We start from the raw sequence: 23,808 nt of genomic DNA on the forward strand, positions 1-23,808 counted from the left end.
ACCGGGCCGCAGGGATATCCTTGCGGCCTTTTTCGTTTACTGTGGATACGGCACCCAGTCGCCGCCGTTCAGGCGCACGTAGGGTTTATCCTGGTACTGAATCACCACCGCGTTGGCGTTTTCCGAGACCGCCGCGGTTTGCGGCAGATTACTGGTGAGCTTCGTCCAGTCAACCGGATCTTCGGAGAAGATCTTGCCGTCGAGCACGCGCACCACCAGTTCTGAGATGGCCAGATAGCTGCTCGGTTGGGTAATTTCAATCGGCGCGCCCTGATGCGGCGCTTTCATGCCGAAGAATTTCACCCCGGCGGGGACGTTGGTGATCGACGGGCTGGGGATATCGCGCAGACCGGAGACCTGCATTCTGTCGCCTTTCAGCGCCCCGCCATGTTCCGGCACCACCACCACCATGACTTTACGGCCAGACTTCTCGAGCTGCGTAAAGAACGCATCCAGTTCATCGAAGAATTTCTGCGCACGCGCTTTGTAATCCGCCGTTTTGCTCACGCCAGGATAGTGGTTGCCATCGTGCAGCGGCAGGGTGTTATAGAAGGTTGCGCTGCGCGAATCTTTGTCCTTTTCGGTGGTTTCAAGCCAGCGGTTAAGCACTGCCGTATCGTCATAGACTGGCGAGCCGTCAAAGCCCAACAGCGGCACCGGTAAACCACTCTGATCCATCAGCTCAGCCTGCATACCGCCGTTTTCGCGCACTTCTTTCAGGAAGCCGCCGAACTCACCGTTGTGACCCATCATCAGATGCTGGGCGAAGCCCAGTTTCGACAGATTATCAAACAGATAGCATTCATTGCCGGCTGGTTGATACAGATTGGTATGTGACGGCTGACCGCAGCTGGCGCGCAGCAGGCGAATCGCCGCCGGACCGCTGTAAGAGGTCGCCGAGTTAAAGTGCTTAAACTGAATATCAAAATGCGACCACAGCGGATGTGACATCAGCCCCGCCGCTTCGATATCGGACCACGAAAGCGAGCAGATGTTGATCACCAGCAGTTCAAACGGCTGGGCATCTTCCGGCAGCGCCGCCGGGAAGGGCGTTTTACGTTTTGCTTCCGCGTTGTAAAAGGTGTTCAGCCAGGCGTTGAGGTTGGCGGACGTCGGTGGCGCGGTTTGCGCCGGGATATCACCGACAACCGGCGCGCCTTCAGCGGTGGCGATCGTGGCCGCCGCGGTACCGCCGGTGGTCGTGACGGTGTTGGTCGGCTGACCGGCAGGCCACAGTGAAAAACTCGGCCCCGCCAGCGTCAGAACGTTTAGCCAGACCATTATGGCCACCACAAAAACGGTGACGCGAACCCACTGCGCCAAAAACAGCCACGCCACGAGCAGCACGAACACCGCGCCGATCATTTGCCAGTTAATAAAGCGGGTGACCAGATCGAGCATATAGTCAGTGCTGAACGCCGCGACCTGGGAGCCCTGGCTCATTATACTCTCTGGCCCTGGCAGCCAGGTATCGTGCCAGAACAGGGCAAAACCTATCGGAATGGCGATCCAGTGGCGAAGGCGATGCAGGCTGTAGCGCGGAATCGGCATCAGCAGGAACGCCATGAACACCAGGTTCATCAGGGCGTGGAAGTTAAGATAGCCTGCCCAGAGCAGACCAAATTTCACCAGAAAATAGAAATTCCAGCCCGAAAGTCCGCGCCAGTATTGCCAGAGAGGCGAAGGCGGCGAGGCATGTTGAGTATGTTGAGTCATTTTTTGGTCGCTCTGGGAATTACCGTGCGGCGCAATGTTCCGGCCGGTTTGACATAACGAGGTTTAGCAAATAGCAGACGGGCGGTGTTGCTGAGACGGCGCAGAGAATGACGCGCCAGATAGCCCAGTGGAAAAAAAATCAGCGCGCAGACGATGATGATTTGCAGAATATCGCTGATGGTCATCATGATGAACGCTCCATTTCATCGTCCAGTAAGCGCAGCGGCTGAGGAATTCGACGCCAGACCTTACCATCGTGTTCAGCGTTCAGTACGGGTTTGACCTCCTGGGTGAGCGGCAGCGGCTGACCCCACAGCTCCGGCGACAGCAGACGCATTTGCACCAGTTCGGCGCTGATCTGATTGTCCTCGAACCACACCATGCGGTTAGAGAACAGATCGCCGGTCGGCAGCGGAAAGATGTGATTCAGGGCGGTGTCGAGATCGTTGACCCGGCAGAACGACAAAAACAGCACCAGTCGGTTGCCGCCAATGGTCACAATATCGCCGGTACGGTGTGGGCGGCAAAGCGTTAACGCCTGTTCCACGCGAATACCTGGCACTGGACGCAGCGCCACCATCACCCCTTTGCCGTCGGCGGGGAGCAGGGTATTGCTCATCATATTATTCACCGCGTCACAGAAGACATCCCACTTCTGAAAGCCGCGCAGCTTCATCGGCTGGGTCATCGACAGCAGGGTGGTGATATCTTCCGGCACATAACGGCTGAACTGTTGGCCCTGCACGCTTTCAATCAGCGTCAGGCAGCGGGAAAGCGGGGCGTTCCACGGGATCACCATATTAGCGCCGCAGCCCAGCAGCAGACGTTCGTCGGTGGCGCGCAGGCTGGCGATATTTTCCCGCACAAGAATTTTTAGCGCGCTGCCGCGCTGGCGGCGCAGGGTGTGGATGCTGCGCGCCAGCGGTTCAATCTGACGATTTTGCTGGAGAGAAAAGACCAATGTCGCCGCCTGGGCGGTACGGGCCTCATTGAATAATGCTTCATTACTGTCGAATAATTTCCAGTGCTCCGACAGCGGCGGCGCACCTTCAAGTACGGTCACGTTACTGAGGATCCGCTTTTCGTCGCTGCGGGGCTGGATGTCGGCTTCGGCCTCTTGCGCCAGTTCCCAGCGACCCTGGCGATGGCGAATGGTCAACTGCTGGCGGGCGCTGACTCCTTTCTCGTTGCACCAGAAGGCGATATCCAGCAGGTGCTGGTCGCCCTGAAAACGCATGCTGGCAAGACCAGACAGCGAGCGATATTCCCCCATTAACAGCGAGAACTGTTTGTCATTATTATTCCCAGGGTTAAGCACCAGAACAGAACAACGATGAAGACGTGTCCATTTATTCATTTTATCCAGCCACTGACGCAATCGTTCCGCTGGAATATTTTGCCACGCATTATTTGCGCATATAAGGATGAATAAGTAATGGGTAGGATCAACTGAGCAGAGTATATCGCGGGACATAAAGTATAGTCCCTTCTCTGAATCTGGCATCGAAAATAACTGAATTTTTTCCGGACCTTGCGTTTCGTCTAATTTGAAAACTTTCCCTGGATCGCTGCCCATACTCATCGCCGCGACTTTTGCAGTCCCGGTTTGAAAAGCAATCGTTTGATTCGCCAGGCTGATAGCATCTTCACTGCGATCAGTGTTAACCCACCAGACACCGCCAGTTGGCATATGGCGAAGTTCATCCCATAATGATGAGATACCTATTGAAAATACTGGGTCCACAGCGTTCCTCGGGTCGCTATTTGTCTGCTTATCAGTTTACTAGCGAAAGCGCAGAAATAAACCTAACATTGAAATTAAAACGTATCAGATTTAGCATGTGAATCAATTTGGCTGGCAGGAAGCCTCTTTACGTCGGCCTTTCCGATTCCATGACTCGTATTCTTTGAGTGATGAAAAATCAGAAAATGCGCGGATTCTGACGCCATCAATTTTCGTTGGGAAGGGGGCTGAATGCAAACAGAAAAAATGTCTGAAGCATGGCGAGTATATTCAAAGGGATAAAAAAATATGTCTGACAACGAACCCGATACGCTGCCTGATTCAGCTTTAGGCTATACCTTTCAAAACGATTTCCTGGCCCTGAGCCAGGCTTTTTCATTGCCTGAATTCGATTACACCGATATATCCCAACGTGAACAGCTTGCCGCTGCGATTAAACGCTGGCCGCTGCTGGCTGAATTTGCGCAACAAGAATAAGGGAGTCGTGGATGGCTATTCTGGGACTTCAGGGCATCCGTGGTGGCGTAGGCACGACGTCTATCACTGCGGCGCTGGCCTGGGCATTACAACTGTTAGGTGAAAACGTCCTGGTGGTGGATGCCTGCCCCGATAATTTGCTACGCCTGTCATTTAATGTCGACTTTGTGCATCGCGACGGCTGGGCCAGAGCGCTGCTGGACGGGCGTGACTGGCGCGAAGGCGGAATGCGCTATACCTCGCAGCTCGATTTGCTGCCGTTTGGCCAGCTCACGGCGCCGGAACGTGACTACCCCGATCAATGGCAGGAACGGCTCGGCGAGATTGTCCCTGGCCTCCAGCTGCTAAAAGAGAGCGGCAGGTATTCCTGGATTTTACTCGATTTGCCCACCGGCGCCGCGCCGCTCACTCGCCAACTGGTCAACGCCTGCGATCGTACGCTGGCGGTCGTCAAAGCCGATGCCAATTGCCATATTCGCCTGCATCAGCAGGCGCTGCCCGCCGGTTCGCATATTTTGATTAACGATTTACGCATTGGCAGCCAGATGCAGGACGATCTTTACCAGGTCTGGCTCCAAAGCCAGCGTCGGCTGTTGCCGATGGTTATTCATCGCGATGAAGCCCTGGCCGAATGCATGGCGGCGAAACAGCCACTGGGAGAATACCGCAGCGATTCGCTGGCCGCCGAAGAAGTGTTGACGCTGGCGAACTGGTGTTTATTGCATTATTCAGGCCGCAAAGACGCCGCCGGGAGCGCAACATGAGTATCCTGTCCCGGTGGTTGCTTATCCCGCCGGTCAGCGCGCGCCTGAGCGAGCGCTATCAGGGCTACCGTCGTCATGGCGCGCCAGCGTTTAGCGCGGCCCTGGGCTGTTTTTGGGCCGTTCTGGCATGGGTGTTCATCCCGCTGGAGCATCCGCGCTGGCAGCGGATCCGCGCCGCGCACAAGGCGCTTTACCCGCATATCAACGCCGCTCGTCCGCGCCCGTTAGATCCCGCCCGCTACGTTATTCAAACGCTCTGGCTGATGGCGACCGCCTCGCGTCGACAAACGGCCCAACCGCGCTGGCAGACCTTTTCCCGCCTGGAAGGCGTCCGGGGCCGTTACCATCAGTGGCTGGATAAACTGCCTGAACGGGTCACGCAAAACACAACCCATCTTGATAAGCAAAAGGAACTGGGGCATCTGAGCGCTGGCGCGCGCCGTTTAATCATTGGGATTATTGTCACTTTCTCGCTGATACTGGCGCTGATCTGCGTGACGCAGCCGTTCAACCCGCTGGCGCAGTTTATCTTCCTGATGCTGCTGTGGGGCGTTGCGCTGATTGTACGGCGGATGCCGGGGCGTTTCTCGGCGCTGATGCTGATTGTGTTGTCGCTGACCGTATCATGTCGCTATATCTGGTGGCGCTACACGTCCACCCTGAACTGGGACGATCCGGTAAGCCTGGTTTGTGGACTGATCCTGCTGTTTGCCGAAACCTACGCGTGGATTGTGCTGGTGCTGGGCTACTTCCAGGTGGTCTGGCCGCTCAACCGTCAGCCGGTGCCGTTGCCCAAGGATATGTCGCAGTGGCCGTCGGTGGATATTTTCGTTCCGACCTACAACGAAGAGCTGCACGTAGTGAAAAATACCATCTACGCGTCGCTGGGCATCGACTGGCCGAAAGATAAGCTCAACATCTGGATTCTCGACGATGGCGGGCGGGAAGAGTTTCGCCAGTTTGCCCAGAATGTCGGGGTCCACTATATCGCCCGCACCACCCATGAGCACGCCAAGGCCGGGAACATCAACAATGCGCTGAAGTACGCCAAAGGCGAATTCGTGTCGATCTTCGACTGCGACCACGTGCCGACGCGCTCGTTCCTGCAAATGACCATGGGCTGGTTCCTGAAAGATAAAAAACTGGCGATGATGCAGACGCCGCACCACTTTTTCTCGCCGGACCCGTTCGAACGTAACCTTGGCCGCTTCCGCAAAACCCCCAACGAAGGCACGCTGTTCTATGGGCTGGTGCAGGACGGCAACGACATGTGGGACGCCACCTTTTTCTGCGGCTCCTGCGCGGTGATTCGCCGTAAGCCGCTGGATGAAATAGGCGGTATTGCCGTCGAAACCGTCACCGAAGATGCGCACACCTCGCTGCGTCTGCACCGTCGCGGTTACACCTCGGCTTACATGCGTATTCCGCAGGCGGCGGGGCTGGCGACCGAAAGTTTGTCCGCCCATATCGGCCAGCGTATCCGCTGGGCGCGCGGGATGGTGCAAATTTTCCGCCTCGACAACCCGCTTACCGGGAAAGGGCTGAAATTCGCCCAGCGGTTATGCTACGTCAATGCGATGTTCCACTTCCTGTCGGGGATCCCACGGCTCATCTTCCTGACCGCGCCGCTGGCGTTCTTGTTGCTGCATGCCTATATCATCTACGCGCCCGCGCTGATGATTGCGCTGTTCGTACTGCCGCATATGATTCACGCCAGCCTGACCAACTCGAAGATTCAGGGAAAATACCGCCACTCCTTCTGGAGTGAGATCTACGAAACGGTGCTGGCCTGGTACATCGCGCCGCCGACGCTGGTGGCGCTGATTAATCCGCATAAGGGCAAATTTAACGTCACCGCGAAAGGCGGGCTGGTGGAAGAAGAGTATGTCGACTGGGTGATCTCCCGTCCGTATATCTTCCTGGTGCTGCTTAACCTGGTCGGCGTGGCGGTAGGTATCTGGCGTTATTTCTACGGGCCGGAAAGTGAAATGCTCACCGTCATCGTCAGTATGGTGTGGGTATTCTATAACCTGATTATCCTCGGCGGCGCGGTGGCGGTGTCGGTGGAAAGTAAACAGGTACGCCGTTCTCACCGCGTGGAGATCTCAATGCCAGCGGCGATTGCTCGCGAAGACGGTCATTTGTTCTCGTGTACCGTGCATGACTTCTCCGACGGCGGTCTGGGGATCAAAATCAACGGTCAGGCGCAGGTACTGGAAGGGCAAAAGGTGAATTTACTGCTCAAGCGTGGACAGCAGGAGTATGTCTTTCCCACCCAGGTGGCGCGCGTATGGGGTGAACAGGTGGGGTTACAACTGATGCCGCTGACCACTAAACAGCATATCGATTTTGTGCAATGTACGTTTGCCCGTGCGGATACATGGGCGCTCTGGCAGGACAGCTATCCGGAAGACAAACCGCTGGAAAGCCTGCTCGATATTCTGAAACTGGGGTTCCGCGGCTATCGCCATCTTGCGGAATTTGCCCCAGCGTCGGTCAAAGTAATTTTCCGGTCTCTGACGTCTCTGGTTGCCTGGATTGTGTCGTTCATTCCGCGCCGTCCGGTGCAGGATGATATGGCGGTGCAACCACCGGCTCAGGTTATGGCTCAACAATGATGATAACGCGATGAAAAGAAAACTTTCCTGGATTTGTGCGATGGCAATGGGGATGAGCGCTATCCCCAGTTTCATGTCGAATGCGGCGCCAGCAATACAACCGCAGACAGCGGCTGAGCCAACCGCGGCCCCGGCCATTCCCGTTCAGGCGGACGACAATCAGCCGGTGGGCCAGGTGATGCCGGGCGTGCCGGGAGCGGATGCGCCGATCGTCGCGCAAAATGGTCCTTCGCGTGATGTGAAACTGACGTTTGCGCAAATCGCGCCGCCGCCGGGCAGTATGGTGCTGCGCGGCGTTAACCCGAACGGCAGCATTGAATTTGGCATGCGCAGTGATGAAGTGGTCACGAAGGCGATGCTGAATCTGGAATACACGCCGTCGCCATCGCTACTGCCCGTTCAGTCCCAGCTCAAGGTCTATCTGAATGATGAGCTCATGGGCGTGCTACCCGTCACCCAGGAACAGCTTGGCAAAAAGACGCTGGCGCAGATCCCCATCAACCCGCTGTTTATCACCGATTTCAACCGCGTACGGCTGGAGTTTGTCGGCCATTACCAGCAGGTATGTGAAAACCCGTCCAGCAGTACGCTGTGGCTGGATGTAGGTCGCAGCAGCGTACTCGATCTCACCTACCAGACGCTGGAAGTGAAAAACGATCTCTCGCACTTCCCGGTTCCGTTCTTTGACCCGCGCGACAACCGCGCGATGACGCTGCCGATGATCTTCGCCGGCGCGCCCGATCTTAAACTGCAGCAGGCCGCCTCTATCGTCTCGTCATGGTTTGGTTCCCGCTCAGGCTGGCGCGGGCAGCACTTCCCGGTGCTGTATAATCAACTGCCGGATCGGAATGCGATTGTGTTCGCCACTAACGACAGCCGTCCCGACTTCCTGCGCGAGCAGCCGCCGGTGAAAGCGCCGACGATCGCGATGATCGACCATCCGGAGAATCCCTACGTAAAACTTCTGGTGGTGATGGGGCGTGATGAAAACGATCTGTTGCAGGCGGCGAAAGGTATTGCGCAGGGCAACATTCTGTTCCGCGGCAGCAGTGTCGAAGTGAACGAGGTAAAACCGCTGCTGGCGCGTAAACCGTACGATGCGCCGAACTGGGTGCGGACCGATCGTCCGGTGACCTTTGGCGAGCTGAAAACCTATGAGCAGCAGTTGCAGTCCAGCGGCATCGAGCCCGCCGCCATCAACGTTTCCCTTAACCTGCCGCCGGACCTGTATCTGCTGCGCAGTACCGGTATTGATATGAACCTCAACTACCGTTACACCACGCCGCCGACTAAAGACAGTTCGCGCATGGATATCAGCCTGAATAACCAGTTCCTGCAAGCCTTTAGCCTCACCAGCAACGAAAAGAACAACCGTCTGCTGCTGCGTCTGCCGGTGCTGCAAGGGCTGCTGGATGGTAAAACCGACGTCTCGATCCCGGCGCTGAAGCTGGGGGCGGTGAACCAGTTGCGTTTTGACTTTGAGTACATGAACCCAATGCCTGGCGGTACGGTGGATAACTGTATTACCTTCCAGCCGGTGCCGAACCATGTGGTGATCGGCGACGACTCGACCATCGACTTCTCGAAGTACTATCACTTTATTGCGATGCCGGATCTGCGCGCCTTTGCGAACGCAGGTTTCCCGTTCAGCCGAATGGCCGATCTTTCTGACACCATCGCCGTGATGCCGAAAACGCCGAATGAAGCGCAGATGGAAACACTGCTGGAGGCGACGGGCACGATTGGCGCGCAAACCGGCTTCCCGGCCATCAACCTGACCATCACTCAAGACGGCAGCCAGATTCAGGGGAAAGATGCCGATATCCTGATTATTGGCACGATTCCGGACAAGTTAAAGGATGAGAAGCGTATTGACCTGCTGGTGCAGGCGGCGCAGAGCTGGGTGAAAACGCCGCTTCGCCAGAGCGCCTTCCCGGGGATCATGCCGGATGAGGCCGACCGCAAAGCGGATGCGCAGGCCACTGTCACGTCGAGCGGCCCAATGGCCGCCGTGGTGGGCTTCCAGTCGCCGTTTAACGATCAGCGCAGCGTTATCGCCCTGCTGGCGGACAGCCCGCGCGGTTATGAACTGCTGAACGAAGCGATTAACGACAGCGGCAAACGTGCGGCGATGTTTGGTTCGGTGTCCGTCATTCGCGAGTCGGGCGTCAACAGCTTGCGGGTGGGCGATGTTTATTACGTCGGACATCTGCCGTGGTTTGAACGTCTGTGGTATGCGCTGGGAAATCATCCGGTGCTGTTAGCGGTGTTGGCGGCCATCAGCGTGGTATTGCTGGCCTGGGTGTTGTGGCGCCTGCTGCGCATCATAAGCCGCCGCCGTCTTGATCCAGACCATGAGTAACGCATGATGAACGCGCTGCGTAGTGGAATCGCTGTTGTCCTGATGTTGGCCGCCCTGACCGTTCAGGCGGCCTGTCATTGGCCCGCCTGGGATCAGTTCAAAAAGGATTACATCAGCAAGGAGGGCCGGGTGATTGATCCGAGCGACGCGCGGAAAATCACCACCTCGGAAGGGCAAAGCTACGCCATGTTCTTTGCCCTCGCGGCTAACGATCGTCCGGCGTTTGATACGCTTTTGGCATGGACCGAAAACAACCTGGCGCAAGGCTCGCTGAAAGCGCATCTGCCCGCCTGGCTGTGGGGACAAAAGGATCCAGCGACCTGGGAAGTGCTGGACAGCAATTCCGCTTCTGACGGCGATATCTGGATCGCCTGGTCGCTGCTGGAAGCCGGGCGTTTATGGCAGGAGCCGCGATACACCGATATCGGTAAAGCGCTGCTGAAGCGGATTGCCACTGAAGAAGTGGTGACGGTGCCAGGGCTGGGGTCGATGTTGCTGCCGGGCAAAATCGGTTTTGCCGAAGAAACCCGCTGGCGCTTCAACCCGAGTTATCTGCCGCCGCAGCTGGCGCAGTACTTTACCCGTTTCGGCGCGCCGTGGACCACCCTGCGGGAGACGAATCAGCGGCTGCTGTTAGAAACCGCGCCGAAAGGCTTTTCGCCGGACTGGGTGCGTTACGAGAAAAACAAAGGCTGGCAGTTAAAACCAGAAAAAACGCTGGTCAGCAGCTACGACGCCATTCGCGTCTATCTGTGGGCCGGGATGATGCATGACGGCGACCCGCAGAAAGCGCGGCTGCTCACTAAATTCAAACCGATGGCTACCCTGACAACCCAAAACGGCGTTCCGCCGGAGAAAGTGGATGTCGCCAGCGGCAAGGCGCAGGGCAACGGCCCGGTAGGCTTTTCCGCTTCTTTACTGCCTTTCCTGCAAAACCGCGACGCACAAGCGGTGCAGCGACAGCGCGTTGCAGACCACTTTCCTGGCAGCGATGCCTATTACAGCTACGTGCTGACCCTCTTCGGACAAGGGTGGGATCAGCATCGTTATCGCTTCACCGCCAAAGGTGAGTTACTACCTGACTGGGACCAGGAATGCGCAAGTTCACACTAAGTTTTCTTGGGGTATCGCTCGGTATTGCGCTGATGCCCTTCGCGGAAGCCGCGCCGTCGGCGCAACAATTGTTACTCGACCAGGTTCGGCTGGGCGAGGCCACGCACCGCGAAGACCTGGTGCGTCAGTCGCTCTACCGGCTGGAGCTGATCGACCCGAATAACCCTGACGTTATCGCTGCCCGCTTCCGCTATATGCTGCGTCAGGGCGACAACGACGGCGCTCAAAAGCAGCTCGACAGGCTTGCAGAGATCGCGCCCAATTCGGCGGCGTATAAATCGTCGCGCACCACCCAACTGCTGGCGACGCCGGATGGCCGCCAGGCGCTGCAGGAAGCGCGGTTACAGGCGACGACCGGACATGCGGAAGAGGCCATCGCCGCTTACGATAAGTTATTCAAAGGCGCGCCGCCGGAAGGCGAGCTGGAGGTGGAGTACTGGAGTACGGTGGCGAAAGTGCCTGCCAGACGCGGTCAGGCGATCAACCAGCTTAAGGCGATCAACGCCCGCAGCCCCGGCAATACCGGGTTGCAGAATACCCTGGCGCAACTGCTGTTCGATAACGACCGTCCGGCTGAAGGTTTTGTCGTGCTGGAACAAATGGCGAAATCCAGCGCCGGACGCAACGCGGCGGCAACGCTCTGGTACGCCCAGATAAAAGATTTGCCGGTCAGCGACGCCAGCGTAAAAGCGTTGCAAAAGTACCTCACCGTGTTTAGTGAAGGGGACAGCGTGACGGCGGCGCGCAGTAAGCTGAACGAACAGCAACAACAGCTTGCCGATCCGACGTTCCGCGCCCGTGCGCAGGGGCTGGCGGCGGTAGAGGCCGGGCAGGGCGGCAAAGCGGTTGCCGGGTTGCAGCAGGCGGTGAAAGCGAATCAAAACGACAGCGAAGCCGTTGGCGCGCTGGGTCAGGCGTATTCACAGCGCGGCGATCGCGCCAGCGCGGTGGCGCAGTTTAAAAAAGCGCTGGCGATGGATCCGCAAAGCCCGAGCCGCGACAAATGGGAAAGCCTGCTGAAGGTGAACAGCTACTGGCTGGCGATCCAGCAGGGCGACGCCGCGCTGAAGGCGAATGATATCGACCAGGCCGAACGGTTTTATCAACAGGCAAGACGCATCGACAATAGCGATAGCTACGCGGTGCTGGGGCTGGGCGACGCGGCAATGGCACGTAAAAACTACCCGGCTGCCGAACGTTACTATCAGCAGACGCTGCGTATGGACAGCGGCAACACCAACGCCGTGCGCGGCCTGGCGAACCTCTATCGCGAGCAGTCGCCGGAGCGAGCCAGCGCTTTTATCGCCACGCTTTCCGCCAGCCAGCGCCGCAGTATTGATGACATTGAACGCGGGCTGGAAAACGATCGTCTGGCGCAACAGGCTGAAACGCTGGAGAGCCAGGGCAACTGGGCGCAGGCGGCGGAGCTGCACCGGCGTCGTCTGGCACTGGATCCGGGCAGCGTCTGGATAACCTACCGTCTGTCGCGCGATCTGTGGCAGGCCGGTCAGCGTAGCCAGGCCGACGCGCAGATGCACGCGCTGGCGCGTCAGAAACCTGGCGATCCCGAGCAGGTCTATGCTTACGGGCTGTACCTGTCCGGCGCCGATCGGGACCGCGCGGCGCTGGCGCATATCAACGCGCTGCCGCGCAGTCAGTGGAACCCAAATATTCAGGAACTGGCCGACAGGCTGCAAAGCAACCAGGTATTGGAAACCGCTAACCGTCTGCGCGAAAGCGGCAAGGAGCGTGAAGCCGAAGCGCTGCTACGTCAGCAGCCTGCTTCTACCCGTATCGACTTAACCCTCGCCGACTGGGCGCAGCAGCGCCGGGACGTTACGGCCGCGCGCGGATATTACAGCGGCGTGCTGGCGCGCGAACCGGACAACGTTGACGCGCTGCTTGGGCTGGCGGAGATCGACATCGCTCAGGGCGACAACGCGGCCGCGCGGGCGCGACTGGCGGCACTGCCGACGACCAACGGGTCTTCAATGAATATGCAACGTCGGGTGGCGCTGGCGCAGATGCAACTGGGCGATACCGTGGCGGCCAGACAGACATTCGATAGCCTGATTCCGCAGGCGAAATCGCAGCCGCCGTCGATGGAAAGCGCGATGGTGCTACGTGATGCCGCCAGGTTTCAGGCCCAGAGCGGCGAGCCGCAGCAAGCGCTGGAAACGTATAAAGATGCCATGGTCGCCTCTGGCGTCACCCCGACGCGTCCGCAGGATGACGACACTTTTACCCGTCTGACCCGCAACGATGAAACAGACGACTGGCTGAAGCGCGGCGTGCGCAGCGACGCGGCGGATCTGTATCGTCAGCAAGATTTGAACGTAACCCTCGAACACGATTACTGGGGATCGAGCGGTACCGGCGGTTATTCCGATCTGAAAGCGCACACCACCATGCTGCACGTTGATGCGCCCTGGTCCGATGGGCGTATGTTCTTCCGCACCGACCTGGTCAATATGAATGTCGGCAGCTTCGCAACCGATGCCGACGGGCGTTATGACAACAACTGGGGCACCTGTACGCTGGAAGACTGTAGCGGCAGTCGCAGCCAGTCGGACGCCGGGGCGAGCGTGGCGGTGGGCTGGGCAAACGACACCTGGCGCTGGGACATCGGCACCACGCCAATGGGCTTCAACGTGGTTGATGTGGTTGGCGGCGTCAGCTACAGCAGCGATATCGGGCCGTTAGGGTATACGCTTAACGCGCATCGTCGTCCCATTTCCAGTTCGCTGCTGGCGTTTGGCGGCCAGAAAGACGCGCAGAGCCATAACGGCGACAGCGATGCGATTAACACCGGTAAAAAATGGGGCGGCGTACGCGCCGACGGCGGCGGCATCAGCCTCAGTTACGACAAAGGGGAAGCGAATGGCGTCTGGGCTTCGCTCAGCGGCGACCAGTTAACCGGCAAAAACGTGGCGGACAACTGGCGCGTGCGCTGGATGACCGGGTACTACTACAAGGTGATTAACGAGAATAACCGCCGCGTCACTGTCGGTCTGAACAACATGATCTGGCACTACGACAAAGACCTCAGCGGCTATTCGCTCGGTCACGGTGGTTACTACAGTCCGCAGGAATATGTGTCGTTTGCGGTGCCGGTAATGTGGCGTCAGCGTACGGAAAACTGGTCCTGGGAGCTGGGCGGTTCCGTGTCGTGGTCGCATTCACGCACGAAAACGATGCCGCGTTATCCGTTGACGAACCTCATTCCGGCGGATTACCAAGAGGCGGCGCGCGATCAGACCAATGATGGCGGCAGCAGCCAGGGCTTTGGTTATACCGCCCGGGCGCTGGTGGAGCGGCGTGTCACCTCCAACTGGTTTGTCGGCACCGCTATCGATATCCAGCAGGCGAAAGATTACACCCCAAGCCATTTCCTTCTTTACGTGCGTTATTCCGCCGCAGGCTGGCAGGGCGATATGGATTTACCGCCGCAGCCGCTGGTGCCTTACGCCGACTGGTAATCGCCAGGGTCGGATGGCGCTGCGCTGGCGTGAAAGCCAGATAAGACAACGCCGCCATCCGACGACCTGAACTCAGAAAAGTCCTTTTCAGATACGGCCTCTCTTAATGCCGCTGCAATCGGGTATACTCGGGCGGCAATTTGGGATATCCGGGGGAGACAATATTGCGCGTGAGTCGCTCGTTAACAATTAAGCAGATGGCAATGGTCGCGGCCGTTGTCATGGTGTTCGTTTTTATTTTTTGCACCGTTTTGCTATTCCATCTGGTCCAGCAGAACCGCTATAACACGGCTACGCAACTGGAAAGTATCGCCCGCTCCGTTCGTGAACCCTTGTCTGCCGCCATATTAAAAGCGGATCTCCCCGGCGCGGAGGCGATTCTCGCCAGCATAAAACCGGCTGGGGTGGTTCAGCGCGCCGATGTCGTGCTGCCAAATCAGTTTCAGGCGCTGCGCATGAGCTTCATTCCTGAACGCCCGGTGCCGGTTATGGTCACCCGACTTTTTGAATTACCGGTGCAAATTTCCCTGCCCGTCTATTCGCTCGAGCGTCCGGCGAACCCACAGCCGCTGGCCTATCTGGTGCTACAGGCGGATTCGTTCCGTATGTATAAGTTCGTCATGAGCACCCTCTCCACGTTAGTGACTATTTACTTACTTTTGTCACTCATGCTGACCGTGGCGATTAGCTGGTGCGTAAACCGCCTGATTCTGCACCCGTTGCGCAAAATCGCCCGCGAGCTGAACGATATTCCGCAACAGGATCTTATCGGGCATCAGCTGGCGCTGCCGCGTCTGCACCATGACGATGAGATCGGGATGCTGGTGCGCAGTTATAACCTTAATCAACAGATGCTTAAACGCCACAGCGAAGAGTTGACGGGGAACGCGATGCGTTTTCCGGTTTCCGAGCTGCCCAACAAAGCCTTTCTGATGGGGTTGCTGGAGCAAGTGGTGGCGCGACAGCAGACCACCGCGTTGATGATCGTCACCTGCGAAACGCTGCGTGATACCGCAGGCGTGCTGAAAGAGGCGCAGCGGGAAATCCTGCTGCTCACGCTGGTGGAAAAACTGAAATCGGTGATTTCCCCGCGAATGGTGCTGGCCCAGATCAGCGGCTACGACTTTGCGATTGTCGCTCACGGCGTGAAAGAGCCGTGGCACGCCATCACGTTAGGTCAGCAAGTGCTCACTATTATTAATGAGCGGTTGCCGGTCCAGGGGATCCAGCTACGCCCGAGTTGCAGCATTGGCGTGGCGATGTTTTATGGCGACCTCAGCGCCGAGCAGCTCTACGTTCGTGCCGTTTCGGCGGCGTTTACCGCCCGTCGGAAAGGCAAAAACCAGATTCAGTTCTTCGACCCTGAACAAATGGCGCAGGCGCAAAAAAGGCTGACCGAAGAGAGCGACATTCTTACCGCGATGGAAAACCACCAGTTTGCGCTCTGGCTACAGCCGCAGGTGGCGATCGCCAGCGGCAAGGTGGTGAGCGCGGAAGCGCTATTGCGTTTGCAGCAACCGGACGGAAGCTGGGCGTTACCGGAAGGGCTGATTGAGCGCATCGAGTCCTGCGGCCTGATGGTCACCGTGGGGCGCTGGGTACTGGAGGAGTCTTGCCGTCTGCTTGCCGCCTGGCAGGAACGCGGAATGGCCATGCCGCTGTCGGTCAACCTGTCGGCGCTGCAACTGATGCACCCGACCATGGTGTCGGACATGCTTGAGCTGCTGGCCCGTTATCGCATCCAGCCGGGTACGCTGATTCTGGAAGTGACCGAAAGCCGCCGTATCGACGACCCGCACGCCGCGGTGGCGATATTACGACCATTGCGAAACGCTGGCGTGCGCATTGCGCTGGATGATTTTGGTATGGGTTACGCGGGGTTGCGTCAGCTCCAGCACATGAAGTCGCTGCCGGTAGACGTACTGAAAATCGACAAAATGTTTGTCGACGGTCTGCCGGAAGATAACAGCATGATCACGGCGATTATTCAGCTGGCGCGTAGCCTGAATCTGCAAACGATCGCCGAGGGCGTTGAGAACGAGGCGCAGCGCGACTGGCTGGCGCAAGCCGGTGTGGATATCGCTCAGGGTTATCTTTTTGCCCATGCCGTGACGGCTGAAACCTTCCAGGAACAGTATCTCACGCACAAGTGACGTAATTACAAAACTTTAAAAAGTCCCGGCTTATGCGAGCCAGTTCAAAGTTTTTAACATTTTTGTTTCAATTATGATCCAGGTGCATTTCTGTCGTGTTGTCCGGGTGTTATTTTAAGGCCGCAGGTTAATCATAACCTTACAAGACCTGTGGTTTTTACTTCAAGGACACCCTATGAAAACCTCTCTGTTCAAAAGCCTTTATTTTCAGGTCCTGACAGCAATTGCCATTGGTATTCTCCTTGGCCATTACTACCCTGAATTAGGCGCACAAATGAAGCCGCTTGGCGACGCGTTCGTCAAGCTGATAAAGATGATCATCGCTCCTGTCATCTTCTGTACTGTCGTGACCGGCATTGCAGGCATGGAAAGCATGAAGGCCGTTGGCCGCACCGGTGCGGTAGCGCTGCTTTACTTTGAGATCGTCAGTACGATTGCGCTGATCATTGGTCTGATTATCGTTAACGTCGTGCAGCCAGGGGCCGGGATGAACGTTGATCCCGCGACTCTCGATGCGCAGGCGGTGGCGGTTTACGCCGAGCAGGCGAAAGATCAGGGCATTGTCGCCTTCCTGATGGATGTGATTCCGGGCAGCGTCATTGGCGCGTTTGCCAGTGGTAACATCCTGCAGGTGCTGCTGTTTGCGGTGCTGTTTGGCTTTGCCCTGCATCGCCTGGGCAGCAAAGGCCAGCTGATTTTCAACGTCATTGAAAGTTTCTCGCAGGTCATTTTCGGCATTATCAATATGATCATGCGCCTGGCGCCTATCGGCGCGTTCGGCGCAATGGCCTTCACCATCGGTAAATATGGCGTCGGGACGCTGGTGCAACTGGGGCAGCTTATTATCTGCTTCTACATCACCTGTATCCTGTTTGTGGTGCTGGTACTGGGTTCTATCGCGCGGGCGACGGGCTTCAGCATTTTCAAGTTTATCCGCTATATCCGCGAAGAGCTGCTGATCGTGCTGGGTACCTCCTCTTCTGAGTCCGCGCTGCCGCGTATGCTCGATAAGATGGAGAAGCTGGGCTGCCGCAAGTCGGTGGTTGGGCTGGTTATCCCCACCGGGTATTCCTTCAACCTTGACGGGACGTCGATATACCTGACGATGGCGGCGGTGTTTATCGCCCAGGCGACCAACAGCCATATGGATATCTTCCATCAGATCACGTTGCTGGTCGTGCTGCTGCTCTCCTCTAAAGGCGCGGCGGGGGTAACCGGAAGCGGCTTCATCGTGCTGGCGGCGACCATCTCTGCGGTAGGCCATCTGCCGGTGGCGGGCCTGGCGCTTATCCTCGGTATCGACCGCTTTATGTCGGAAGCCCGTGCGCTGACTAACCTGGTTGGCAATGGCGTGGCGACGGTCGTGGTGGCGAAATGGGTGAAAGAGTTGGATTCCCAAAAGCTCGACGATGTCCTGAATAATCGTGCGCCGGACGGCAAAACGAACGAAATATCCTCATAATCTCACGACTTATGACCGCAGTCCCTTGTGGGGCTGCGGGCTCCTGCGCATAATTGACCCCTGCACCTTAATCCTTCAACATGAAGGCATTGGGTTTATTTCACTTCTGCCGTGACATTTCCATGTTCTTGCGGTCTAACACGAAGTGTTTTTACGTCATATTCAGACTGGCCTTCGCAGGGCTGTCTTTTTATTACCAGGATTGTTGATCAGGGGTTCACATGCAGGGCACAAAAATTCGACTTATAGCGGGCGGTTTGCTGATGATGGCCACTGCCGGCTATGTGCAGGCAGATGCGCTCCAGCCTGACCCGGCATGGCAACAGGGGACGCTGGCGAATGGATTACAGTGGCAAGTGTTAGCCACCCCGCAGCGCCCCAGCGACCGCATTGAGGTCCGCCTGCTGGTAAATACCGGTTCGCTCACCGAAAGTACGCAACAGAGCGGTTTCAGTCATATTATTCCTCGTATTGCGTTAACCCAGAGCGGCGGACTGGACGCCACCCAGGCGCGTTCGCTTTGGCAACAGGGTTTCGACCCCAAGCGTCCGATGCCGCCCGTTACCGTCTCCTATGACTCCACGCAATACAATCTCAGCCTGCCCAACAACCGTAACGATCTGCTGAAAGAGTCGCTGACCTATCTGGCGAATACGATGGGCAAACTGGCGATCACCCCGGAAACGGTGAACCATGCGATCAATAGCGAAGATATGGTCACTACGCTGCCGGTCGATACCAAAGAGGGCTGGTGGCGCTACCGGCTGAAAGGCTCCGCGCTGCTGGGCCACGATCCCGCTGAACCGCTGAAGAAGCCGATCGATGCGGCGAAAATTCACGATTTTTACCAGAAATGGTATACGCCGGACGCGATGACGCTGATTATTGTCGGTAACGTCGACGCGCGGACGGTAGCTGAGCAAATCAACAAAACGTTTGGCGAACTGAAGGGCAAACGCGAAACGCCTGCGCCAGTGCCGACGCTGTCGCCGCTGCGCGCTGAGGCGGTGAGCATCATGACCGACGCCGTGCGCCAGGATCGTTTGTCAGTCATGTGGGATACGCCGTGGCAGCCGATTCGCGAGTCATCCGCGCTGCTGCGCTACTGGCGCGCGGATCTGGCGCGTGAGGCGCTGTTCTGGCACGTACAGCAGGCGCTGAGTAAGAACAATGCTAAAGATATCGGCCTCGGCTTTGACTGCCGCGTGCTGTTTCTGCGCGCTCAGTGCGCCATCAATATTGAATCGCCGAACGATAAGCTCAACGCCAATTTAGGCACCGTGGCGCGTGAACTGGCGAAAGTGCGCGATAACGGTTTGCCGGAAGACGAGTTCAACGCGCTGGTGGCGCAGAAGAATCTGGAGCTACAAAAGCTTTTTGCCACCTATGCCCGCACCGATACTGACATTTTAATCAGCCAGCGCTTGCGTTCTCTGCAAAATCAGGTGGTGGATATCGCGCCGGAGCAGTATCAGCGTCTGCGTCAGGACTTTCTTAATGGTCTGACCGTGGAGATGATGAACCAAAGCCTGCGTCAGCAACTGTCCCAGGAGATGGCTTTGATTCTGCTGCAGCCGAAGGGAGAACCGGAATTTAACATGAAGGAACTGCAGGCCACGTGGGATCAGATTATGGCCCCGGTGAGCGCGGCGGCGGCGACGGTTGAAACGGATGATGCGCATCCGGAAGTCACGGATATTCCGGCCGCGCAGTAACCTGCAATTCTGTTGGCCCGGTAAGCGTAATGCTACCGGGCAACGGTGAATGGCTTACTGTGGCATTGCGTCGAGCGGGATAATTGCCCCGCGATGCTGTATTACCGTGCTGGCGGTCAGGTGTCCGCGCTTCGCAGCCGCTACGGTATCGCCACCGGTCAGGCGAATGGCCAGATATCCTGCGCTGAACGAGTCCCCTGCGGCGGTGGTATCAATGACGTTCTCTTTCGGCAGTTTTACCGCCGGGACGTCAATCAGATCTTGTCCCGCAACAGACACCAGGCAGGAATCCGCCCCGCGTTTCACCACCACTTCCTCTACGCCCGCGGCGTGCGTCCGCGCAATCACCTCTTCTACGGGTTTGACGCCCCACAGCGCGTCTTCGTCATCCAGCGTCAGGAAGGCGATATTGGTGCAGTCGAGCATCTGCTGATACACCTGCTGCGTTTCTTCTTTGCTTGCCCACAGACGCGGACGATAGTTGTTGTCGAAAATGACTTTGCCGCCGTTAGCGCGGCACTCGCGCAGCAGGGACAACAGCTTTTCACGGCTGCCCGGGCTGAGGATCGCCAGGCTAATGCCGCTCAGGTAGAGATAATCAAACGTCGCCAGTTCTTCACAGATCGTCGCAGACTGCTCGCTCTCGAGCCAGAATTTCGCCGCGGCCTCGTTGCGCCAGTAGTAAAACGTGCGTTCGCCGCTGCTGTCGGTCTCAATGTAGTACAGCCCCGGCAGACGGTTTTCCATACGCTGGGTCAGCGAGGTATCGACGTTTTCACCGTGCCATGCGTCCAGCATCTGCTGGCTGAAACTGTCCGTGCCCAGCGCCGTGACGTAGTGAACGGAAAGCGCCGCAGCGTCAACCTGGCGGGCAATATAAACGGAAGTATTCAACGTATCGCCACCGAAGCCGCGCTGAACGTCAGCGCCTTTCTGTGACAGTTCGATCATGCATTCGCCAATCACGGCAATCTTTTTGGACATAGTCGTGAACCTACCTGGAAAAATTAACGTTAGTGTGCGCTGTGGCTGTTTGGTGGTCAATCATATTAAAACAACGTTCCATTATTTTTTTGAGCCAGTCCGTATTCTGCGTTGTTTTTTCCTGACTGTTGTCGTTTTTGCGTGTGACGCAGCATAAAGTTCTTCGCGCGAAGGCCGATAACCCTTGACGAGTCCGGGCAGCCACACACTTAATCACGGGACATCGGCGATGATAAACCAGATTATCCAGCAGCTAAGCACGTCCGCAGCGAGCCCTGAATGCTTGCAGGAGCGTCGCTACTGGCTGCAGTGTGAGCGCGCTTACACTTTTCAGCCTATCTATCAGACCAACGGGCGTCTGTTGGCGGTGGAGCTTCTGACGGTGGTCACGCATCCGGATAATCCCGCGCAACGCATTGCGCCCGACCGCTATTTTGCCGAAGTGGCGGTACGCCAGCGTATTGAGGTGATAAAAGAGCAGCTCTGCCTACTTGAACAAAAGGCAGACTTTTTCCAGCGTCACGCGCTTCTGGCGTCCGTCAACGTTGATGGCCCGACCTTAATCGCTCTGCGCGAGTATCCGCAGATCCTGCAGAATATCGAGCGTATGCCCTGGCTGCGCTTTGAGCTGGTGGAACACATCCGTCTGCCGAAAGAGGCCTCGTTTGCCTCGATGTGCGAGGCAGGACCGCTGTGGCTGGATGACTTCGGCACCGGGATGGCTAACTTTTCCGCCCTCAGCGAAGTGCGCTACGATTTTATTAAGATAGCCCGCGAGCTGTTTGTGTTGCTTCGTCAGACGTCAGAAGGGCGTAACCTCTTCACCCAACTGCTACAGCTGATGAACCGCTACTGCCGTGGCGTTATCGTAGAAGGTGTCGAGACGCAGGAAGAGTGGCGAGACGTACAGCGCTCGCCCGCGTATGCCGCTCAGGGCTATTTCCTCTCTCGTCCGCGACCTTTTGCCTGTCTGGATGAGGTGAATTTGTCGCATTAAATCAGGCTGTTTCCGGTAAATCCGCCTGGCTGGACTATCTTTAGGACAGGCAAGGGAAGAAGTGAGGAAGCAGAACATGACCAGAGCAGGCAAAATTACCGCCGCTGTAACAGGGACTTTCTTGTTGTTGATCGTCGTGCTCATTGTCCTGATCGCGACATTTGACTGGAACCGACTCAAACCGACCATCAACCAGAAAGTCTCTGCGGAACTGAACCGTCCATTCGCCATTCGCGGCGATTTAGGCGTGGTGTGGGAGCGTCAGAAACAGGAAACCGGCTGGCGAAGCTGGGTGCCGTGGCCGCACATCCACGCCGAGGATATTATCCTTGGCAACCCGCCGGATATCCCCGAAGTGACGATGGTGCATCTGCCTCGTGTTGAAGCGACGATTGCCCCGCTGGCATTGCTCACGAAAACCGTGTGGCTGCCGTGGATCAAGCTGGTGAAGCCCGACGCGCGGCTGATTCGTCTGACGGAGAAAAACAATAACTGGACGTTTGATCTCGCCGGGGATGAACAAAAAGATCCCAATGCGAAGCCGTCTTCCTGGTCTTTCCGCCTCGACAACATCCTTTTCGATCAGGGGCGGATCGCCATTGATGACAACGTCAGCAAGGCGGATATTGAGATCCTTGTCGATCCGCTGGGTAAGCCGCTGCCGTTTAGCGAAGTGACGGGAAGCAAAGGTAAAAATGAAAACGCCAACGTTGAGGATTACGTTTTCGGCCTGAAGGCGAAAGGGCGTTATAACGGCGAACCGCTCAGCGGGACGGGGAAAATTGGCGGTATGTTGGCGCTGCGTAGCGCTGATGCGCCATTCCCGGTGCAGGCTGATTTTCGTTCCGGAAATACCCGCGTGGCGTTTGTCGGAGTGGTGAACGACCCGATGAAAATGGGCGGCGTCGATTTACAGCTTACGTTTTCCGGCGATTCGCTGGCGGAACTGTACGACCTGACCGGCGTCCTCTTGCCGGATACGCCGCCGTTTGAAACCGATGGCCGGCTGGTGGCGAAAATCGACAGCGAAAAATCCTCGGTCTATGACTACCGCGGCTTCAACGGACAGATTGGCGACAGCGACATTCACGGCTCGCTCACCTATACCACCGGTAAACCGCGTCCGAAGCTGGAAGGAGATCTGGAGTCTCGCCAACTGCGTCTGGCGGATTTAGGCCCGCTGATTGGCGTCGATTCCGGCAAAGGAGCCGAACAGACCCGGCGTTCAGAACAGAAAAAGGGTGAAAAAAGCGTCCAGCCTGCGGACAAAGTGCTGCCCTATGACCGTTTTGAAACCGATAAGTGGGACGTCATGGACGCCGACGTGCGCTTCAAAGGACGGCGCATTGAGCACGGTAGCAGCCTGCCGATTAGCGATCTCTCTACCCATATCATCCTGAAAAACGCCGATCTGCGTCTGCAGCCGCTGAAGTTTGGCCTGGCAGGCGGCAGCATCAACGCCAACATCCATCTGGAAGGTGATAAAAAGCCTATGCACGGACGGGCGGATATTCAGGCGCGCCGTCTGAAACTGAAAGAGCTGATGCCGGATGTTGAACTGATGCAGAAGACGCTGGGGGAGATGAACGGTGACGCCGAGTTTCGCGGCACCGGGAACTCCGTAGCGGCGCTGCTTGGCAACAGCAATGGCAACCTGAAACTGCTGATGAACGACGGTTTAATCAGCCGCAACCTGATGGAGATCGTCGGGCTGAACGTCGGTAACTACATTGTCGGGCAGATTTTTGGCGACGATGAGGTGCGGGTGAACTGCGCGGCAGCCAATCTGGATATCGTTAACGGCGTGGCGCGCCCGCAGATTTTCGCTTTTGATACCGAGAATGCGCTGATCAACATTACCGGAACGGCGAGCTTCGCGTCTGAGCAACTCGATTTAACCATTGATCCGGAAAGTAAAGGGATCCGCATTATTACTCTGCGCTCGCCGCTGTACGTGCGCGGCACCTTCAAAAATCCGCAGGCCGGGGTGAAGGCGGGGCCGCTGATCGCGCGTGGGGCCGTCGCCGCTGCGCTGGCGACTTTGGTCACCCCAGCCGCTGCGCTGTTAGCGCTGATTTCGCCCTCTGAAGGCGAGGCGAATCAATGCCGAACGATTTTGACCCAGATGAAGAAATAATGTCCTTCGCCGCGTTGCCCGGCGGCGCTATGCTTGCCGGGCTGTCGGGAAGGCACACAGGAGGGTGACCGGATAAGGCGATGCCGG

Annotated in this window: 15 protein-coding genes; 11 read left to right on the top strand and 4 right to left on the bottom strand. The window is 57.3% G+C overall.

Annotation, left to right across the window (positions count from 1 at the left end; all coding sequences use genetic code 11):
• Positions 1-36: 36 nt before the first annotated feature.
• The 3 genes from bcsG to bcsE are packed head-to-tail and all read right to left on the bottom strand — an operon-like array spanning position 37 to position 3,460.
• Entirely contained in the window at positions 37-1,716 is a 1,680-nt protein-coding gene (bcsG, locus tag JY391_RS00985) for a cellulose biosynthesis protein BcsG (protein WP_060570224.1), read from the bottom strand.
• Entirely contained in the window at positions 1,713-1,904 is a 192-nt protein-coding gene (gene bcsF, locus JY391_RS00990) for a cellulose biosynthesis protein BcsF (RefSeq protein WP_205612597.1), read from the bottom strand. Before bcsF ends, bcsG begins: the two co-directional genes overlap by 4 nt.
• Positions 1,901-3,460, bottom strand: coding sequence for a cellulose biosynthesis c-di-GMP-binding protein BcsE (bcsE, locus tag JY391_RS00995; protein WP_042286763.1), 1,560 nt, complete (start codon positions 3,458-3,460; stop codon positions 1,901-1,903). The genes bcsF and bcsE overlap by 4 nt, the downstream gene beginning before the upstream one ends.
• Before the next feature lie 288 nt (positions 3,461-3,748).
• Between bcsE and bcsR the strand changes: the two genes are divergently transcribed.
• The 9 genes from bcsR to JY391_RS01040 all read left to right on the top strand — a co-directional run bounded on the left by bcsR (position 3,749) and on the right by JY391_RS01040 (position 19,603).
• A complete protein-coding gene (gene bcsR, locus JY391_RS01000) occupies positions 3,749-3,937 on the top strand; it encodes a cellulose biosynthesis protein BcsR (RefSeq protein WP_042286759.1) in 189 nt (62 codons plus the stop codon).
• An 11-nt stretch (positions 3,938-3,948) separates the two neighbouring features.
• A complete protein-coding gene (bcsQ, locus tag JY391_RS01005) occupies positions 3,949-4,701 on the top strand; it encodes a cellulose biosynthesis protein BcsQ (protein WP_042286757.1) in 753 nt (250 codons plus the stop codon).
• Positions 4,698-7,319 (top strand): UDP-forming cellulose synthase catalytic subunit, encoded by a 2,622-nt coding sequence (bcsA, locus tag JY391_RS01010; RefSeq protein ID WP_211935104.1) that lies wholly within the window; start codon positions 4,698-4,700, stop codon positions 7,317-7,319. The genes bcsQ and bcsA overlap by 4 nt, the downstream gene beginning before the upstream one ends.
• A 10-nt stretch (positions 7,320-7,329) precedes the next feature.
• Complete coding sequence (gene bcsB, locus JY391_RS01015; RefSeq protein WP_042286752.1) at positions 7,330-9,681, top strand: cellulose biosynthesis cyclic di-GMP-binding regulatory protein BcsB; 2,352 nt, start codon at positions 7,330-7,332, stop codon at positions 9,679-9,681.
• 6 nt (positions 9,682-9,687) lie between these two features.
• A complete protein-coding gene (gene bcsZ, locus JY391_RS01020) occupies positions 9,688-10,794 on the top strand; it encodes a cellulose synthase complex periplasmic endoglucanase BcsZ (RefSeq protein WP_211935763.1) in 1,107 nt (368 codons plus the stop codon).
• Complete coding sequence (bcsC, locus tag JY391_RS01025) at positions 10,776-14,273, top strand: cellulose synthase complex outer membrane protein BcsC (RefSeq protein ID WP_211935105.1); 3,498 nt, start codon at positions 10,776-10,778, stop codon at positions 14,271-14,273. The genes bcsZ and bcsC overlap by 19 nt, the downstream gene beginning before the upstream one ends.
• Before the next feature lie 164 nt (positions 14,274-14,437).
• Positions 14,438-16,426: a biofilm formation regulator HmsP gene (gene hmsP / locus JY391_RS01030; protein WP_181822361.1), complete on the top strand. Its 1,989-nt coding sequence runs from the start codon at positions 14,438-14,440 to the stop codon at positions 16,424-16,426.
• A 175-nt stretch (positions 16,427-16,601) separates the two neighbouring features.
• Positions 16,602-17,888, top strand: coding sequence for a C4-dicarboxylate transporter DctC (gene dctA, locus JY391_RS01035; RefSeq protein WP_042286745.1), 1,287 nt, complete (start codon positions 16,602-16,604; stop codon positions 17,886-17,888).
• Positions 17,889-18,109: 221 nt separating this feature from the next.
• Positions 18,110-19,603, top strand: a complete 1,494-nt coding sequence (locus tag JY391_RS01040) for a M16 family metallopeptidase (RefSeq protein ID WP_042286742.1) — start codon at positions 18,110-18,112, stop codon at positions 19,601-19,603.
• 54 nt (positions 19,604-19,657) lie between these two features.
• Here the strand turns inward: JY391_RS01040 and kdgK are convergent, their stop codons facing one another.
• Complete coding sequence (kdgK, locus tag JY391_RS01045; RefSeq protein ID WP_205612591.1) at positions 19,658-20,587, bottom strand: 2-dehydro-3-deoxygluconokinase; 930 nt, start codon at positions 20,585-20,587, stop codon at positions 19,658-19,660.
• 229 nt (positions 20,588-20,816) lie between these two features.
• Here kdgK and pdeH point away from each other — a divergent pair, with 229 nt between their 5' ends.
• Positions 20,817-21,584 (top strand): cyclic-guanylate-specific phosphodiesterase, encoded by a 768-nt coding sequence (pdeH, locus tag JY391_RS01050; RefSeq protein ID WP_042286736.1) that lies wholly within the window; start codon positions 20,817-20,819, stop codon positions 21,582-21,584.
• 76 nt (positions 21,585-21,660) lie between these two features.
• Positions 21,661-23,721: an AsmA family protein gene (locus JY391_RS01055; RefSeq protein WP_042286733.1), complete on the top strand. Its 2,061-nt coding sequence runs from the start codon at positions 21,661-21,663 to the stop codon at positions 23,719-23,721.
• Positions 23,722-23,808: the final 87 nt, after the last annotated feature.

Source organism: Citrobacter sedlakii (assembly GCF_018128425.1).
Classification (GTDB): Bacteria; Pseudomonadota; Gammaproteobacteria; order Enterobacterales; family Enterobacteriaceae; genus Citrobacter_A; species Citrobacter_A sedlakii.